Origin of the sequence: Janibacter sp. A1S7 (assembly GCF_037198315.1) — a bacterium.
Taxonomy (GTDB): domain Bacteria; phylum Actinomycetota; class Actinomycetes; order Actinomycetales; family Dermatophilaceae; genus Janibacter; species Janibacter alittae.
In genome coordinates this window covers 515,104-530,831 of the sequence record NZ_CP144913.1, presented here as the reverse complement: position 1 = coordinate 530,831, position 15,728 = coordinate 515,104, and the positions used below count along the sequence as shown (strand labels likewise).

Below are 15,728 nucleotides of genomic sequence, written 5' to 3'. Positions count from 1 at the left end.
TGTGGCTCCTCGGGTGATCGTGGCGTGCGGCGGCGCGGATGGCTCAGAAGATCTCGAAGAGACCGGCGGCGCCCATGCCACCGCCGACGCACATGGTCACCACGCCGTAGCGCGCGCCGCGGCGCCTGCCCTCGATGAGGAGGTGACCGGCCATGCGCGCACCGCTCATGCCGTAGGGGTGACCGATGGAGATGGCGCCGCCGTTGACGTTGTACTTCGCCGGGTCGATGCCCAGGTGGTCACGGCAGTAGAGCGTCTGCACGGCGAAGGCCTCGTTGAGTTCCCACAGGTCGATGTCCTCGACGGTCAGGCCGTGCTGCTTCAGCAGCTTGGGTACCGCGACGACCGGGCCGATGCCCATCTCGTCGGGCTCCACCCCGGCGACGGCCATCCCGCGGAAGGCTCCGAGCGGGGTGAGGCCACGACGCGAGGCCTCCTCGGCCTCCATGACCACGGCGGCGGAGGCGCCGTCGGAGAGCTGGGAGGCGTTACCGGCCGTGATCGTGAACCCCTCGGTGCCGTCCTTGGCCAGCACCGGGTTGAGCCCGGCCAGACCCTCGATCGCCGTCCCCGGGCGGTTGCCCTCGTCCCGGGTGAGCGTGACCTGCTCCGAGCCGACCTCGCCGGTGGTCTTGTCCTTGGTCAGCTTCGTCGTCGGCAGCGCCACGATCTCGTCGTCGAAGGCACCCGCCTCCTGCGCGGCTGCGGTGCGACGCTGCGACTCCAGGGCGTACTCGTCCTGGGCCTCGCGCGAGACCCCGTAGCGCCTCGCGACCACCTCCGCGGTCTCGAGCATCGACATGTAGGTCGCGGGCACGTGCTCCACGAGCCAGGGGTCCTGCGCCCGGTAGGTGTTCATGTGCTCGTTCTGCACGAGCGAGATCGACTCGACGCCGCCGCCGACGGCGACCTGCTGGCCGTCGAGGACGACCTGCTTGGCTGCCGTCGCGATCGCCATGAGTCCGCTCGCGCACTGCCGGTCGACCGACATGCCGGCGACCGAGGTGGGCAGCCCGGCGCGCAGCGCGGCCTGTCGGCCGATGTTCGCCGCGGTCGAGCCCTGCTGGAGGGCGGCGCCGACGATGACGTCCTCGATCTGGCCGCCCTCGACGCCGGATCGTTCGACGGCGTGACGGACCGCGTGGCCGATGAGTTCCTGGGCCTGGGTGTCGTTGAAGGCGCCGCGGTAGGCGCGTCCGATCGGGGTGCGGGCGGTGGAGACGATGACTGCTTCGCGCATGGTTACTCCTTGGGGTGGGACGGGGGTGTGTCGATTCTGTCGGTCAGGGCGCCGGGAGGTCGACCAGGTCCGCGAGGTCGTCCCGGTGCCGCTCCGGTGTCCCGAGCGCCAGCTGGTCGGACTTGGCGCGCTTGAGACGGGTGTGCACCGGGTGCTCCCACGTCATGCCGATCCCGCCGTGCAGCTGGAGGGCCTCCTCGGCCGCGTGCACGGCGGCGTCGCTGCAGAAGGACTGCGCCAGCGACTGGGCCACCTGCTGATCGGGATCGTCGTCGGCAAGGGTCCCGGCGGCGTACCGAGCGGCAGCCTGGGTGTTGACCAGCAGCAGGTAGAGGTCGGCCAGGCGGTGCTTGATCGCCTGGAAGGAACCGACGGGCCGGGCGAACTGCACGCGGGTCTTCGCGTACTCGACCGTCGTCTCCAGGCACCACTGGGCCAGACCGAGCTGCTCGGACGCCAGCAACGCCTGTCCCGCGCCGAGCGCGGCGTCGACCGCGGCCTCGGCCGGTGCCCCGCGGGCGACCTCGGCGCCCTGGCCGCGGGTGGCCACTCGGGCCAGCGGCCGGGTCATGTCGAGCGAGGTGATCGGCTCGACCTCCACGTCATCGGCCTCGTACGCACGAAGGGAGGTCACGCCCCCTTCGCCCTGCTCCGGCACGAGGAAGAGGTCAGCGCCCACTGCACCGGCGACCGGCCCGACGGCGCCGTCGACGGCTGCCCAGGCACCCCGGCGCGCGGTCCACGGCAGGACCAGGACCGCGGTCCGTTCGCCGGCGGACAGGACCGGCAGGAACTCCTCGTCGCCCGCGGACAGCAGCGCGGACGTGGCGATGACCGCGCTGGTGAGGAACGGCACGGGCGCGACGCTGCGGCCGAGCTCCTCGAGGACCACAGCGGCCTCGCGCGGGCCCGCACCGGAGCCGCCGAGGCGCTCGGGGACGAGCAGTCCGGCCAGACCGAGCTGTTCGGCCAGGCCACGCCAGAGGGGACCGACATCGGTGTCGGGTTCGTCGTAGAGCCGGGCGGCGAGCCCGTCATCGAGGGACCGTTGGAGTGAGGATCGGACGCTGGAGCGCAGCGACTCCTCGATGTCGGTGTAGAGCAGGTCGGTCATCGTGGCACGTCCTTGAAGGCAATGCCCTTGTCGGGGCGGTGTTCCGGGGGCAGACCGAGCACGCGCTCGGCGATGATGTTGCGCATGATCTCGCTGGTCCCGCCCTCGATGGAGTTGCCCTTCGCGCGCAGGTAGCGGAAGCCGGGGCCGTGGCCGAGGAAGGACCCCGTCTCGGGCCGGACCATGCTCCAGTCGTGGTAGGTCAACCCCTCCTCCGGAGCGAGCTCGAGGGCGAACCCGCTGACCTGCTGCGCTTGCTGGGCGAACGCGAGTTTCATGGCCGAGCTCTCTGGGCCGGGCTGACCGACCGCCAGGCCCTGGCGCAGTCGCTCGCCGGCCAGCCGGGTCACCTCCGTGCGGACCCACCACTGCATGAGCTCGGCGTGGTTGCCGGGGGTGCGCACCGAGGGATCGCGACGCCAGCGTTCGGTGACCGGGCCGATCTGGCCGGCCTCGCGGTCGTTGCCGGCACCGATGGCGACCCGCTCGTTGTTCAGGGTGGTCGTCGCGACCTTCCAGCCCTCGCCGACGGCACCGACCCGGTTCCGGTCGGGGACCCGCACCCCGGAGAGGAAGACCTCGTTGAACTCGGCCTCGCCGGTGATCTGGCGAAGGGGGCGGATCTCGATCCCGGGGTCGGTCATGTCGACGATGAAGTAGGTCAGGCCCGCGTGCTTGGGGACGGATGAGTCGGTGCGGGCCACGAGGATCGCGAAGTCGGCGTTGTGGGCACCCGAGGTCCACACCTTCTGCCCGTCGACCACCCACTCGTCCCCGTCGGGCACCGCACGGGTGGCGACGGCGGCAAGGTCGGAGCCGGCCCCCGGCTCGCTGAAGAGCTGGCACCAGATCTCGGTGCAGGCGAAGATCGGCCGCAGGTGACGTCGCTGCATCTCCGGCGTACCGAAGGCCAGCATCGTCGGTGCCGCCATGCCCAGACCGATCGAGTTGCGGCCGACGTCCGGTCGCGGCGCCCCCACGGCCTCGAGTCGCTCGTCGACCTCGGCCTGGCGTCCGCGGGAGAGACCCAGGCCGCCCAGCCCGTCGGGGAAATGGACCCAGGCGAGGCCGGCGTCGTGCTGCGCACCGAGGAACTCACGGGCCCCCGTGGTGGTCGGGTCGTGCTCGGCGAGGAACTGGTCCAGCCGCTGCTGTAGATCAACCACGGGTGCTCATCCTCCGGATCTCGTGGCGGGCGAGGGCGTTCTTGTGCACCTCGTCGGGGCCGTCCGCAAAGCGGAGAGTGCGCACCTGGGCGTACCACTCGGCGACCGGGAAGTCCTGGCTCAGGCCTCCCGCGCCGTGCACCTGCACGGCCTTGTCGACGATCCACTCGACGGTGCTGGGCGCCGCGATCTTGATCGCCTGGATCTCGGTGTGGGCGCCCTTGTTGCCGACGGTGTCCATCAGCCAGGCCGCCTTGAAGGTGAGCAGGCGCAGCTGCTCGATCCGCACCCGGGACTCCGCGATCCAGTCGCGGATCACGCCCTGGTCGGACAGTGGCCTGCCGAAGGCGACCCGGCTCGCAGCTCGCTCGACCATCAGCTCCAGGGAGCGCTCGGCGATGCCGATCAGGCGCATGCAGTGGTGGATCCGCCCCGGGCCGAGTCTGGCCTGCGCGATGGCGAAGCCACCGCCTTCCTCGCCGATGAGGTTGCTGACGGGCACCCGGACGTCCACGAAGTCGATCTCGGCGTGTCCGCCGTGGTCCCGGTCGTCGTAACCGAAGACCTTCATCCCCCGACGGATGTCCACTCCCGGGGTGTCGCGGGGGACGAGGACCATCGACTGCTGCTGGTGCCGGTCGGCCGAGGGGTCGGTCTTGCCCATGACGATCAGCACCGTGGCCTCGGGATTCATCGCGCCGGAGATGTACCACTTGCGGCCGTTGATGACGTACTCGTCACCGTCCCGCACGATCGACGTCTCGATGTTGGTCGCGTCGGAGCTGGCCACGTGGGGCTCCGTCATGGCGAAGGCGGAGCGGATCCGTCCCTCGAGCAGTGGCTGCAACCACTGCGCCTTCTGCTCGGGGGTGCCGAACATGCTGAGCACCTCCATGTTGCCCGTGTCCGGCGCAGCGCAGTTCGTGGCGACGGGGGCGATGTGCAGGCTGCGACCGAGCACCTCGCACAGCGGGGCGTACTGCAGATTGGTCAGACCGGCGCCCTCCTCACCCGGGTGGAAGAGGTTCCACAACCCCCGGTCACGGGCGGCCCGCTTGGCCGGCTCGATGACGGGGGGCGGCGACCACCGGCCGGGCTGGGCCTCGAGCTGCTCCCAGTAGGTGGGCTCGATGGGGTAGATGTGCTCGTCCATGAAGGCGGTGAGCCGCTCGCGCAGCTCGATGGTCCTGGCATCCAGTGCGAAGTCCATGGTCGCTCCTCTCGATCAGTGGCTGGAGGTGGCCCGCGACGGGCGGTCACCGGCGGTGGAGATCGACTCCCGATCGAGCCCACGCTTGAGGATCTTCCCCGTCGGTCCCTTGGGCAGCTCGTCGATGAGCTGGTAGACGCGGGGAACCTTGTAGGCAGCAAGGCGCTCCTCGAGCCAGGCCCGCAGCTCGCCCGGGTCGATGTCTGCCCCCGGCTGGGGCGAGACCACCGCGGCGATCTCCTCACCGAGGCGGTCGTCGGGCACGCCGACGACCGCCACCTCGCGGATGTCGGGGTACCCGTAGAGGACTTCCTCCACCTCCCGCGGGTAGACGTTGTACCCACCCCGGATGATCAGGTCCTTCTTGCGGTCGACGATCCACAGATCGCCGTCCTCGTCCATCCGTCCGATGTCGCCGGTGAGGAACCACTCCCCCTCGCGCACCGCCGCGGTGGCATCCGGACGGTCCCAGTACTCGCGCATGACCACCGGGCCGCTGATCGCGACCTCACCGGTCCCACCGGGCGCGAGCTCGCGGCGGTCCTCGTCGAGGATCGCCAGCCGGCAGCCGGGCAGGGCACGCCCGACGCTCATCTCCTTGCGCGGGTTCGCGAGGCTGTTGAAGGTCGCGGCCCCGGTGGTCTCGCTGAGCCCGTACCCGTCGAGGACGACCGCGCCGAAGCGGTCCTTGAAGGCCTTGGCCACCTCCAGCGGGAGCGCGGCACCACCGGAGCAGGCCAGGCGCAGGCGCACCAGGTCGGCTGCCGTGAGGTCGGTCTCCGCGTGCAGCATGGCGTTCCACATCGTCGGCACTCCGGCGATGCCGGTCAGCTGCTGGTCGGCGGCCATCTGCAGCAGGCCGGCGGCGTCGAACCGACGCTGCAGGCTGAGGCAACCACCGGCCGCGTAGGCGGTGAACATCACCGCGGCCTGGCCGAAGACGTGGAACAACGGCAGTGCCGTACCCATGGAGTCCTCGGGACTGAGGTCGAGCGCCTCGTTCAGCGCAGCGCCGCAGGCGACCAGGTTGTCGTGGGTCAGGACCGCCCCCTTGGGTGCTCCCGTGGTCCCCGAGGTGTACAGCAGGACCGCCGCATCGTCGGCGTCGACCTCGGCCGGTCTCCCCCCACCCGTTGTCGCGACCGCCCCGGGCTCCAGGAGCCACAGGTCCATCCCGAAGTCCGTCGCCGTGGCCCGCACCGCTGCCGCATCCTCGTGCCACCCCAGCGCGGCGGAGCACCCGGCATCCTCGACGAAGTGGGCCAGCTCGCGCGAGGTGCACAGCGGATTGACGGTGACCGCCGTGGCACCCATCGCCAGGATCGCGTGGTACGCCAGCACGAACTCCGCGCTCGTGGGCACCACGACGAGGACCCGGTCCCCCGCGGCGATCCCACGCTCACGCAGCTGCTCCATCGCGCCCTGCACACCGCAGCGCAGCTCGGCGTAGGTCCAGCAGCGGTCGTCCTCGCGAAGGGCGAGGGCATCGGGGCGCTTCTCGGCCCCCTCCCAGATGAGTCGTACGGCGTTGTTCACTGCCCACCTCCGGTCAGGTGACGGTTGTAGCGCTGCATCCCCGCGATCCAGCGGTCGTGGTCATCGACCTTGCGACGCAGGAACTCGTGGACGTCAGCGTGGGGCAGGACGAGGAAGGATCCCTTCTGCACGGCGGCCAGGACGTCGTCGGCGACGCTCGCAGGGTCGAGCACGTCCCCGGCCCCGGTCACCGCGGCCGCGGCCACCCGGCCCCCCTCGCCACCGCCCGAGGTCATCCCGGTGCGGAGCATGTCGGTGTCGACGCCCATCGGGCACAGGCAGCTGACCCCGATCCCCTGGTCGCCGTAGGTGACGGCCAGCCACTCGGCGAAACCGACCGCGCCGTGCTTGCTCACCGAGTACGTCGCCGAACCGATCTGGGTCAGCAGACCAGCCGCGGAGGCGGTGCTGACGAAGTACCCCGACCCTCGCTCGAGCCACCCGGGCACCAGCCGGCGGGCCGCACGCACGTGCGCCAGGACGTTGACGTCCAGCGCCAGCTGCCACTGCTCGTCACTGGCCTGCAGCCCGCTGCCGTCCCCGACACCGGCGTTGGCGAAGAAGATGTCGACCGGCCCGAAGGACGACTGCGCGGCCGCGATCATCCGTTCGATGTCGGCGTCGGCCGAGGCGTCACCGGCCACGGACACGACCTCCGCGGCACCGGCCACCTCGGCCAGCTGCTCGGCGGTCGCCGCGAGTCGCTCCTGGTCGAGGTCCGAGACCACGACACGGGCACCTGCCTCGAGCAGACGCCGGGCGATGGCCGCGCCGATGCCGCCGGCGGCCCCGGTGACGACGACCGTGCTTCCCGCGATCTCCATCTGCGCGCCCATCAGTCGCACGGCCCGCCGGCGACGTAGAGGACCTGGCCCGTGGTGAAGCCGGCCCCCTCACTGGCGAAGAAGGACGCCGCGTGGGCGATGTCCTCCGGCCGTCCGGTGCGTGCGACGGCAGCGGCATCGCCGGCCATCTTCTTCAGCTCCTCGAAGCTGATCCCGATCCGGGCAGCGGTCTCGGCCGTCATCTCCGTCTCGATGAAGCCGGGGGCGATGGCATTGGCCGTCACCCCGAACTTGCCGAGCTCGATCGCCAGGGTCTTGGTCAGGCCCTGCATGCCCGCCTTGGCGGCGGAGTAGTTGACCTGCCCCCGGTTGCCCTGGGCGGACGTCGAGGAGAGGTTGATGATCCGGCCGAAGCCGGCCCGGGTCATGTGCGACTGCACGGCCTTGGTCATCAGGAAGGCTCCCCGCAGGTGGACGGCCATGACCGCGTCCCAGTCGGCGACGTCCATCTTGAAGATCAGGTTGTCGCGGATGACCCCGGCGTTGTTGACCAGGACCGTCGGCGCACCGAGCTCCTCGGCCACCCGCCGCACGGCCGGCTCGACCTGCTCCGGGTCGGAGACGTCGGCGCCGACCGCGAGCGCGCGCCCACCGGCGCCGGCGATCTCGTCGACGACACCTGCACAGCTCGACTCGTCGAGGTCGAGCACGGCGACGGCCATCCCGTCCGCGGCGAAACGGCGGGCCACGCCCGCTCCGATCCCGCGCGCCGCGCCGGTGACGACGGCGACGCGCTGCTGGTTCTGGGTCATGAGAGCTCCTGTGATCTACGACTCCGGACGGTGCGACCATACTTGAACCCGCCTTCATGTTCAATTAGGTTGGTGGATCCAGTCCGACACGCCAGGAGTTGCCATGACCCAGACCGCCCAGCACCGCCCCTCGTCCGTGCAGGACCTCAAGGAGCTCGTCGACGTCGAGCTCGGCCCCACGCAGTGGCACGTGGTCGACCAGGCGACGATCGACGGATTCGCCGACCTCACCGGGGACCACCAGTGGATCCACGTGGACCCGGAGCGGGCCGCGCAGAGCCCCTTCGGCTCGACCATTGCCCACGGCCTCTACAGCCTGTCGCGCACCCCGGCCTTCCTCGAGGAGCTGATGGCCTTCGACGGTTTCGCGCACAGCCTCAACTACGGGTACGACAAGGTGCGCTTCATCCACCCGCTCCCGGTCGGCTCGCGCATCCGCCTGCGCGCGAAGCTGATGAGCGTCGAGGAGACCTCCCCCGGCGCGGTGAAGGTCATCACCCAGCTCACGGTCGAGGCCGATGGCATCGACAAGCCGATCCTCGTGGCCGAGTCGATCGGACGCTTCAGCAGCTGAGCCGCCCCCGGTGCACGAACTCGGGCCCCACGACCTACCCGGTCGTGGGGCCCGAGTTCGTGCCGCCGCCGGAGACCCTCAGGGCCGTGCGCGCACTCCCATGCTGCCGTTGAGTGGGACCTGCCAGGTCAGTCCGGAGTGGACCAGGAGCTCCCGGTCGATGCGCGCGGCGAGGTCGTCGGGGATGCTCCGCGCCCGCCGGGTCGTCAGGTCGACGTGCGCCTCGACCACCTCCAGCGTGTTGGCGACCCGTCCGGTGGTGTGGTTGACGAGCACCGACACCGCGTGGAAGACCTTGTCGGCGCGCTCCAGCCAACGCAGGTGGGCCGAGACCTCCTCGCCGATGCGCACCTCGTCGAAGAAGCGCAGGTGGTGCTCCACGCTGAACACCCCGCATCCACGGGAGGCGCGGTAGTCGTCGTCGACGCCGAGCCGGGTCAGCTCGTCGTCGGCGGCGTGACTGTGGAAGCCGTAGAAGTGCAGGACGTTGACGTGACCGTTCTCGTCCTCCCACTCCGGGCCCGCGACGGTGCGACGGGCTGCACGGATCTGGGTGACCTCGCTCAGGGTGGGCAGGGCGCTCATGGCACGAGCACGACCTTCCCGGTGACCGTGCGCCCCTCAAGCGACGTCAGCGCCCGCGCCGCGTCCTCCAGTGCGTGGGTGGCCCCGACGACCGGTCGCAGGGCGCCGCTGCGCAGGTGCGGCAGCATGGCCTCCCACTCCTTGCGCACGTGGCCGGGCCGCGACAAAGCGTAGGCACCCCAGCCCACCCCCACGACGGAGACGTTGTTCAGCAGCAGGCGATTGACCTTGACCGTGGGGATCTCGCCCGCGGTGAAGCCGATGACCAGCAGCCGACCGTTCTCCTTCAGCGAGCGCAACGAGTCGGTGAACCGGTCCCCGCCCACGGGATCGACGACGACGTCGACGCAGGCCTTGCCGATCGTCTCGAGGAAGCCGTCGGCGAGGACGACCTCGTCGGCACCTGCCTCGCGGGCGACCTCCCCCTTCGCCTCGGTGGAAACCACTGCGATGACGCGGTCGGCACCGAAGGCCTTGGCCATCTGGATGGCCGCCGTCCCGATACCACCGGCCGCGCCGTGCACGAGGACGCTCTCGCCCTTTGCCAGCGCACCGCGCTCGACGAGCGCGAAGTAGACGGTCGCGTAGTTGAAGGTGAAGGACGCTGCCTCCTCGAAGGAGACCCCGTCCGGCAGGGGGAAGGTCAGGTCCGGCTGCGCCTGGACCTTCTCCGCGAACCCGCCGAGCAGCGTCAGCGCTGCCACCCGGTCACCCGGTGTGAACCCACTCCCCTCGGGAGCGCTCTCGACGACACCGGCGACCTCGGCCCCGGGGACGAAGGGGAGGTCGGGCTTCATCTGGTAGAGACCCCGGGTCTGGAGCAGCTCGGGGAAGGCGACCCCCGCAGCCCGGGTCCGGATGGTCACCAGGCCCTCTGCGCCGGGGTCGGGCAGGTCGACGAGCTCGACCGCGTCGGGCCCGTCGAGGGAGGAGATGTGGATGGCGCGCATGAATCGTCCTTCGGTCAGTGGTGGTCAGGCCTGGAGGAGCAGCTTGCCGGTGTTGACCCCGTCGAAGAGGCCGAGCAGCGCCTCGGGGAACCCGGCGACGCCGCCGACGAGGGTGGTCTCGGTGGCGACGAACTGCCCCTGGTCGACGAGCCGGGCGATGGCGGCGACCGCCTCGGGGTAGCGGTCCTCGTAGTCGAAGACGACGAACCCCTGCATGGTCGCGCGGAAGACGAGCAACGACATGTAGCGGCTGGGCCCCGGGGGCAGGGACTCCTCGTTGTAGGAGGCGATCGCGCCGCAGATCGCGATGCGCGCGCCGCGTGCGAGGTTGGCCAGTGCGGCGTCGAGCAGCTCGCCGCCGACGTTGTCGAAGTAGACGTCCACTCCATCCGGGGCGGCGCGGCGCACCTGGCGCACGAGGTTGCCCTCACGACGGTCGATGGCCTCGTCGCACCCGAGCTCACGCAACCACGCGACCTTCTCCGGCCCGCCGGCGACGCCGATGACGCGACACCCCTTGGCCTTGGCGAGCTGGACGACCGTGCTGCCCACGGCCCCGGCCGCCGCCGAGACGAGCACTGTCTCACCCGGCTGGGCACGACCGACGTCCTCGAGGCCGAAGTAGGCGGTCATACCCGGCATGCCGAGCGCACCGAGCCAAGTGGCGGCGGGGGCCACGTCGAGATCGAGCTTCGTCACCCCCTTCCCGTCGGACAGGGCGTACTCGCGCACTCCCAGGACGCCGCTGACGGCGTCCCCGACCGCGAAGTCGGGGTGCTGGGAGGCCACCACCTCCCCGGAGGTGAAGGCCCGCATCACCTCCCCCACGCCGACTGGCGGGATGTAGGAGCGCACGTCGTTGAGCCAGCCGCGCATGGCCGGGTCGAGCGAGATGAGGTCGACCTTGACGAGGAACTGTCCCGGCTCGGGGTCCGGGACCTCCACCGTGGTGATGTCCCACGTGCTCGCGTCCGGGCGACCTGTCGGTCGCTCGGCGAGACGGGCCTCCTGCGATGACCAGCTCATGAACTCTCCTGCGTCGCTCGGCGAATGGTTGCGGCCACCATCCCACAACGTGAATCCCACCTCAACTAAGTCTTGAACCCGGATTCACGTCTCGCTACGGTCGAGGCAGCACCACCACCTCACCCCCGTGACAGAAGGACCCTCCATGGACATCTCCTCCCTCTTCTCCCTCGACGGCCGCGTCGCCCTGATCACCGGCGGCTCCCGCGGTATCGGCCGGATGATCGCCGAGGGCCTGCTCAGCCAGGGTGCCCGGGTCTACATCAGTGCCCGCAAGGCCGAGGCCTGCCGGGAGACGGCCGCCGAGCTGTCCGCACTCGGCCGGTGCGTCGCCCTCCCCGGCGACGTGTCCACGACCGAGGGGATCGCCGCCCTCCTCGCCGACTTCGGCGAGCACGAGGACCACCTCGACATCCTGGTCAACAACGCCGGGGCCGCCTGGGGCCAACCCTTCGACGAGTTCCCCGAGAGCGGCTGGGACAAGGTCATGGATCTCAACGTCAAGGCCCCCTTCTTCCTCACCCAGGCAGCCAAGCCCCTCCTGCTGGCCGGTCACCAGCGCGGCGGGCACCTGGCCAAGGTCATCAACATCGCCTCGATCGACGGGCTGTCCCTCAACCCACTCGAGACGTACTCGTACCACGCCAGCAAGGCCGGGATCGTCCACCTCACCAAGCGGATGGCCACCCGTCTGGCACCCGAGGGCATCGTCGTCAGCGCGATCGCCCCCGGCGCCTTCGCCTCGACCATGAACAAGGAGGCCCGCGACCACGCCGAGGAGATCTCCGCGCACATCCCCTCCGGCCGCATCGGCCGATCCGAGGACATGGCCGCCGCAGCGATCTACCTCGCCTCCACGGCGGGCGACTACGTCGTCGGCAGCACCCTGACCGTCGACGGCGGGGTCACCATCGCCCGGTGACCTTCCCACGACGTGACGAGGGGGGCCTGCCGCGGCAGGCCCCCCTCGTCACGTCGTGGTGGTGGCGCGCTCACTCAGTCCGCGCGCAGCTCCGGCGCGGTCAGGCCCAGGGCGTTTGTCCACAACCGGGTGGCGGTGCCCACGAGGTCGTCGACGGACTCCTGGTCCGACTGCGGGCCGTGATCGCCCAGAGCGAAGACCTCGTAGGCCAGCCTCGAGACCATGCCGGACAGGGCCTTCGCCGCCATCTCGGGATCGACTGCCCGGTCGGCGACCCCGCGGGCCTGCAGGTCGGCGATCGCCCTGGCGTTGCGCGTGACGAAGGCGCTGGCCCGCGCGCGGCGCATCTCGCGGAAGCGCGGGTCGACCGCCGAGACCTGCTGCAGGAGCAGGTTGAGTCGGGCATTGCGCCGGTACGCCTCGAAGTAGGCCCGGTTGCTCGCGTCGATGATCGCCACCGGGTCGTCGGAGGTCTCGATCCGGTTGGTCCCCGGGTGGAGCATCTCGCTCTGCGCCTCGTGCAGGACGGCGGCGAAGACCTCCTCCTTGCTGTCGAACCACGTGTAGAAGCTGCCGATCGAGCACTTCGCCTCGGCGACGATGTCCACGAGGCGGGAGTCGACGTAGCCGTCGCGCTCGAAGACGGTGCGAGCCGCTGCGATCAGGGCGTTACGGGTGCGTTGCCCCCGGGCCGTCTGCGGTTGCACGCCCAGCTTCGTCGGGTCGACGAGGTCCGGTGGGGCGCTGGCGGTGTCGCTCTCGCTGGACATGGTCGACAGACTAATCGGCGTCGTCCAGCACGACGTGCGCGCAGGCCACGAGTTCGTCGACCGCCTTGGCGGGGATCTCCCCCATCGCCGTGAGGTTGCGCGGGTCGTCGAGCTGACGCCGGCGCACCCCCTCGAGGATGATCCCGAGCTTCCACAGCCCCAACGCGTGCCAGAACGGGACGGACGTCACGTCCCGGCCCGAGACCTGCGCGTAGTGCTCGACCAGCTCCGTGCGGGTGGCGAAGCCACTGACGGTCGAGGCGTCGAAGCGCATCGTCGGGGGGTCACCGGCCTGCGGCCAGTAGGCCAGGAGGGTGCCGAGGTCGGCCAGGGGGTCTCCCAGCGTGCACAGCTCCCAGTCGAGGATGGCGCGCACGTCGGCACCGTCCGGGTCGATGATCACATTGCGCAGATGGCTGTCCCCGTGGACCAGGCGCACCTCCCCGGGGCCGGGGTCACGCGCCGCGAGCCGTTCGGTGAGCCGCTCCAGGTCCGGCAGGTCGCGGGTGCGGGAGAGGTCCCACTGCTGGGACCAGCGACGCAGCTGACGGGCCCCGTACGGCTTGTGGCTGGCCAGGTCCGCCAGGCCCACCTGCTCGAGGTCGAGCGCGTGGATGTGGGTCAGCGTGTCGACGAGGGAGAAGCCGACGTGATGACGGGCCGCGGGGTCGAGCGCCTCGGCGTCACGACGGTCGTCGAGCACGGCCCCCTCGACGAAGTCCACGACGAGAACCGGCACGTCGGTGACCGCCGCGTCCTGACAGAGCCCGTGCACCAACGGCACCGGCACGTCGGTGCCCTGCAGCGCCGAGAGGATCCGGTGCTCCCGGGCCACGTCGTGCGCAGAGGCGAGCAGCTCGCCCAGGGGCGGGCGACGCATGACGAGCCGTGCCCCCTTCGCGTCCGTGGCGAGGTAGGTCAGGTTGGACTGCCCCAGGCCGACCCGCTCGAAGTCCACAGGAGGCTGCAGACCGACCTCCAGGCCCTGGAGCCACTCGCTCATGGCCCGGGTGTCCAGGCCCTCGCTCACGTCGTTCATCGCTTCTCCCTCGTCTCGACCACTTACTTCTTCCGCCCCCACTCGGGACTGCGCCGACGGTACTCGCGACGGGCGATGGTCATCTTGTGCACCTCGTCGGGCCCGTCCGCGAGACGCAGCGTACGCATGTGCGCATACCACATGGCCAGCGGGAAGTCATCGCTCACGCCGCCGCCACCGTGCACCTGGATGGCTCGGTCGATCACCTTGAGCGCGACGTTCGGAGCGGCCACCTTGATCGCCGCGATCTCGGTACGGGCCACCTTGTTGCCGACCGTGTCCATCATGTGCGCGGCCTTGAGGGTGAGCAGCCGGGCCATCTCGATCTCGATGCGCGCCTCGGCCACCCAGTCCATGATGTTGGCCCGGTTCGCGATCGGCTCTCCGAACGCCGTGCGGCTCTGCGCCCGGTCGATCATCATGTCCAGTGCACGCTCGGCCACGCCGATGGCGCGCATGCAGTGGTGGATGCGCCCCGGCCCGAGACGTGCCTGGCTGATCATGAAGCCGTCCCCCTCACCGGCAAGCAGGGCGTCGACGGGCACCCGCACGTCGGTGAAGGTCACCTCGGCGTGGCCCTCACGGTCCATGTAGCCGAACACCGACAGACCCCGCTCGATCGTCACCCCCGCAGTGTCGATCGGCACGACCATCATCGACTGCTGCCGGTGGGTCGGGGCGTCGGGGTCGGTCTTGCCCATGACGATCATGACCTTGCAGTTCTTGTGCAGGGCGTTCGAGGTCCACCACTTACGACCGTTGATGACGTACTCGTCACCGTCGCGGACCATGCGGGTCTCGATGTTCGTCGCGTCCGAGCTGGCGACGGCCGGCTCCGTCATCGCGAAGGCGGAGGCCATCTCGCCGTCGAGGAGCGGTCGCAGGTACTTCTCCTTGTGCTCGTCGGATCCGAAGAGGGTGAGCACCTCCATGTTGCCGGTGTCGGGAGCATTGCAGTTGGTCGCCTCGGGGGCGAGCTCGATGCTGCGACCGGTGATCTCGGCCAGGTGCGCGTACTCGAGGTTGGTCAGGCCCGGGCCCCACTCGGGGTGCGGGTGGAAGAGGTTCCACAGGCCCTGACGGCGCGCCTCCGCCTTGAGGTCCTCCAGGATCTGGGGATGGTGGTTGGGGTCACCGGCCGCAGTCATCTGCTGCCGGTAGACCGACTCGGCCGGGTAGACGTGCTCGTCCATGAAGGCGAGCAGCCGGTCGCGGTAGTCCTGTCCGCGTTCACTGAGTTCGAACATGGTGGCCGTCCTATCTGTGCAGACGTCGGGTGACGTCAGGTGGTGGGAGTGTTGACCGCGAGCCCCAGGGCCTTCCGGACGGCGACGATCGTCTCGTCCGCGCGGTGGTGGTGGATGCCCTCGATACCGAGCCGGGCGGCTCCGACGAGGTTGTGCTCGAGGTCGTCGACGAGGAGGCACTCGTCAGGCTCCACGCCGAGCTGCTCGCAGGCGATGGCGTAGATCCGCCGCGAGGGCTTGCGCACCCCGACCCGGCCGGAGATCACGGTCACGTCGAAGAGCTCGTCGAGGTCGATGCGCGCATAGCTGTCCCGGCCCAACGAGTTGGAGACGAGGGCCACGGGGACACCTGCCGCGCGCAGGTCGCGCACCAGGTCGATCATCGACTCATCCAGCTCCATGTGGGCACCCAGACGGGTCAGCAGACCACGCGGCTCGACGTCGCGTCCGCCGGCGTCGGTCAGCGCCGCGGCAAAGGCGTCCTCGAAGCCCTCGTCGTCCAGACGTCCGATCTCGTGCTCGCCGAGTGCGCGCCGGGCGCCCTCGTGGGTGGCCAGCACGCGAAGGGCGGTGTCGGCGTCGACCCCCAGGTCGGCACCGAGCTCGGTGAAGGCCTGCCGCAGGGGCACCGTGAGCACGCCGCCGAAGTCGATGAGGACGGCCGAGCGTCGCGGTGCGTCGTCGGCGTCCATGATGGGCGAGGAGGACAGGGCCATCAGCTGGGACCTTTCGGGACATGGACAACCTGTGGA

16 protein-coding genes are annotated in these 15,728 nt (G+C 70.4%); 2 read left to right on the top strand and 14 right to left on the bottom strand.

The window, feature by feature from the left end:
- Nucleotides 1-43: 43 nt before the first annotated feature.
- Genes V1351_RS02590 through V1351_RS02560 form a run of 7 tightly spaced genes read right to left on the bottom strand, consistent with a single transcriptional unit; the run spans nt 44 to nt 7,863 of the window.
- Nucleotides 44-1,240 (bottom strand): acetyl-CoA C-acyltransferase, encoded by a 1,197-nt coding sequence (locus tag V1351_RS02590; protein WP_338750440.1) that lies wholly within the window; start codon nt 1,238-1,240, stop codon nt 44-46.
- 43 nt (nt 1,241-1,283) lie between these two features.
- Nucleotides 1,284-2,354 (bottom strand): acyl-CoA dehydrogenase family protein, encoded by a 1,071-nt coding sequence (locus tag V1351_RS02585; protein ID WP_338750438.1) that lies wholly within the window; start codon nt 2,352-2,354, stop codon nt 1,284-1,286.
- Nucleotides 2,351-3,520 (bottom strand): acyl-CoA dehydrogenase family protein, encoded by a 1,170-nt coding sequence (locus tag V1351_RS02580; protein ID WP_338750436.1) that lies wholly within the window; start codon nt 3,518-3,520, stop codon nt 2,351-2,353. Before V1351_RS02580 ends, V1351_RS02585 begins: the two co-directional genes overlap by 4 nt.
- Nucleotides 3,513-4,730: an acyl-CoA dehydrogenase family protein gene (locus V1351_RS02575; RefSeq protein WP_338750434.1), complete on the bottom strand. Its 1,218-nt coding sequence runs from the start codon at nt 4,728-4,730 to the stop codon at nt 3,513-3,515. Before V1351_RS02575 ends, V1351_RS02580 begins: the two co-directional genes overlap by 8 nt.
- Nucleotides 4,731-4,745: 15 nt before the next feature.
- Nucleotides 4,746-6,266, bottom strand: a complete 1,521-nt coding sequence (locus V1351_RS02570; protein WP_338750432.1) for an AMP-binding protein — start codon at nt 6,264-6,266, stop codon at nt 4,746-4,748.
- Complete coding sequence (locus tag V1351_RS02565; protein ID WP_338750430.1) at nt 6,263-7,102, bottom strand: SDR family oxidoreductase; 840 nt, start codon at nt 7,100-7,102, stop codon at nt 6,263-6,265. The genes V1351_RS02570 and V1351_RS02565 overlap by 4 nt, the downstream gene beginning before the upstream one ends.
- Nucleotides 7,102-7,863 carry an SDR family oxidoreductase gene (locus V1351_RS02560; RefSeq protein WP_338750428.1) on the bottom strand — a complete coding sequence of 254 codons (762 nt, stop codon included), beginning with the start codon at nt 7,861-7,863 and terminating at the stop codon, nt 7,102-7,104. Before V1351_RS02560 ends, V1351_RS02565 begins: the two co-directional genes overlap by 1 nt.
- 103 nt (nt 7,864-7,966) lie before the next feature.
- On the opposite strand from V1351_RS02560, the gene V1351_RS02555 reads away from it, so the two are divergent.
- Complete coding sequence (locus V1351_RS02555; protein ID WP_338750426.1) at nt 7,967-8,437, top strand: MaoC family dehydratase; 471 nt, start codon at nt 7,967-7,969, stop codon at nt 8,435-8,437.
- Nucleotides 8,438-8,515: 78 nt separating this feature from the next.
- Here the strand turns inward: V1351_RS02555 and V1351_RS02550 are convergent, their stop codons facing one another.
- Genes V1351_RS02550 through V1351_RS02540 form a run of 3 tightly spaced genes read right to left on the bottom strand, consistent with a single transcriptional unit; the run spans nt 8,516 to nt 10,998 of the window.
- Nucleotides 8,516-9,022, bottom strand: a complete 507-nt coding sequence (locus tag V1351_RS02550; protein WP_338750424.1) for a thioesterase family protein — start codon at nt 9,020-9,022, stop codon at nt 8,516-8,518.
- Nucleotides 9,019-9,972, bottom strand: coding sequence for an NADPH:quinone oxidoreductase family protein (locus V1351_RS02545; protein WP_338750422.1), 954 nt, complete (start codon nt 9,970-9,972; stop codon nt 9,019-9,021). Before V1351_RS02545 ends, V1351_RS02550 begins: the two co-directional genes overlap by 4 nt.
- Nucleotides 9,973-9,996: 24 nt before the next feature.
- Entirely contained in the window at nt 9,997-10,998 is a 1,002-nt protein-coding gene (locus V1351_RS02540) for an NADP-dependent oxidoreductase (protein ID WP_338750420.1), read from the bottom strand.
- A gap of 145 nt (nt 10,999-11,143) precedes the next feature.
- Here V1351_RS02540 and V1351_RS02535 point away from each other — a divergent pair, with 145 nt between their 5' ends.
- A complete protein-coding gene (locus V1351_RS02535) occupies nt 11,144-11,920 on the top strand; it encodes an SDR family oxidoreductase (protein ID WP_338750418.1) in 777 nt (258 codons plus the stop codon).
- Between the two features lie 74 nt (nt 11,921-11,994).
- On the opposite strand, the gene V1351_RS02530 is transcribed toward V1351_RS02535, so the two are convergent.
- Genes V1351_RS02530 through V1351_RS02515 form a run of 4 tightly spaced genes read right to left on the bottom strand, consistent with a single transcriptional unit; the run spans nt 11,995 to nt 15,692 of the window.
- Nucleotides 11,995-12,690, bottom strand: a complete 696-nt coding sequence (locus V1351_RS02530) for a TetR/AcrR family transcriptional regulator (protein ID WP_338750416.1) — start codon at nt 12,688-12,690, stop codon at nt 11,995-11,997.
- A 10-nt stretch (nt 12,691-12,700) separates the two neighbouring features.
- On the bottom strand, nt 12,701-13,729 hold the full coding sequence (locus V1351_RS02525; RefSeq protein WP_338750414.1) for a phosphotransferase family protein: 1,029 nt from the start codon (nt 13,727-13,729) through the stop codon (nt 12,701-12,703).
- A gap of 23 nt (nt 13,730-13,752) precedes the next feature.
- The gene (locus tag V1351_RS02520; protein ID WP_338750412.1) at nt 13,753-14,976 is read right to left on the bottom strand and encodes an acyl-CoA dehydrogenase family protein; all 1,224 of its coding nucleotides are present in this window, start codon (nt 14,974-14,976) and stop codon (nt 13,753-13,755) included.
- Between the two features lie 35 nt (nt 14,977-15,011).
- On the bottom strand, nt 15,012-15,692 hold the full coding sequence (locus V1351_RS02515; RefSeq protein WP_338750410.1) for an HAD family hydrolase: 681 nt from the start codon (nt 15,690-15,692) through the stop codon (nt 15,012-15,014).
- Between the last annotated feature and the right edge of the window lie 36 nt (nt 15,693-15,728).

What these genes read in the sequence shown, in the direction of transcription:
- V1351_RS02535 (WP_338750418.1), top strand. Translation starts at nt 11,144, where the DNA reads ATGGACATCTCCTCCCTCTTCTCCCTCGACGGCCGCGTCGCCCTGATC.
- V1351_RS02585 (WP_338750438.1), bottom strand. Translation starts at nt 2,354, where the DNA reads ATGACCGACCTGCTCTACACCGACATCGAGGAGTCGCTGCGCTCCAGC.
- V1351_RS02540 (WP_338750420.1), bottom strand. Translation starts at nt 10,998, where the DNA reads ATGAGCTGGTCATCGCAGGAGGCCCGTCTCGCCGAGCGACCGACAGGT.
- V1351_RS02515 (WP_338750410.1), bottom strand. Translation starts at nt 15,692, where the DNA reads ATGGCCCTGTCCTCCTCGCCCATCATGGACGCCGACGACGCACCGCGA.
- V1351_RS02590 (WP_338750440.1), bottom strand. Translation starts at nt 1,240, where the DNA reads ATGCGCGAAGCAGTCATCGTCTCCACCGCCCGCACCCCGATCGGACGC.
- V1351_RS02555 (WP_338750426.1), top strand. Translation starts at nt 7,967, where the DNA reads ATGACCCAGACCGCCCAGCACCGCCCCTCGTCCGTGCAGGACCTCAAG.
- V1351_RS02550 (WP_338750424.1), bottom strand. Translation starts at nt 9,022, where the DNA reads ATGAGCGCCCTGCCCACCCTGAGCGAGGTCACCCAGATCCGTGCAGCC.
- V1351_RS02560 (WP_338750428.1), bottom strand. Translation starts at nt 7,863, where the DNA reads ATGACCCAGAACCAGCAGCGCGTCGCCGTCGTCACCGGCGCGGCGCGC.
- V1351_RS02530 (WP_338750416.1), bottom strand. Translation starts at nt 12,690, where the DNA reads ATGTCCAGCGAGAGCGACACCGCCAGCGCCCCACCGGACCTCGTCGAC.
- V1351_RS02575 (WP_338750434.1), bottom strand. Translation starts at nt 4,730, where the DNA reads ATGGACTTCGCACTGGATGCCAGGACCATCGAGCTGCGCGAGCGGCTC.
- V1351_RS02545 (WP_338750422.1), bottom strand. Translation starts at nt 9,972, where the DNA reads ATGCGCGCCATCCACATCTCCTCCCTCGACGGGCCCGACGCGGTCGAG.
- V1351_RS02520 (WP_338750412.1), bottom strand. Translation starts at nt 14,976, where the DNA reads ATGTTCGAACTCAGTGAACGCGGACAGGACTACCGCGACCGGCTGCTC.
- V1351_RS02525 (WP_338750414.1), bottom strand. Translation starts at nt 13,729, where the DNA reads ATGAACGACGTGAGCGAGGGCCTGGACACCCGGGCCATGAGCGAGTGG.
- V1351_RS02565 (WP_338750430.1), bottom strand. Translation starts at nt 7,102, where the DNA reads ATGGGCGCGCAGATGGAGATCGCGGGAAGCACGGTCGTCGTCACCGGG.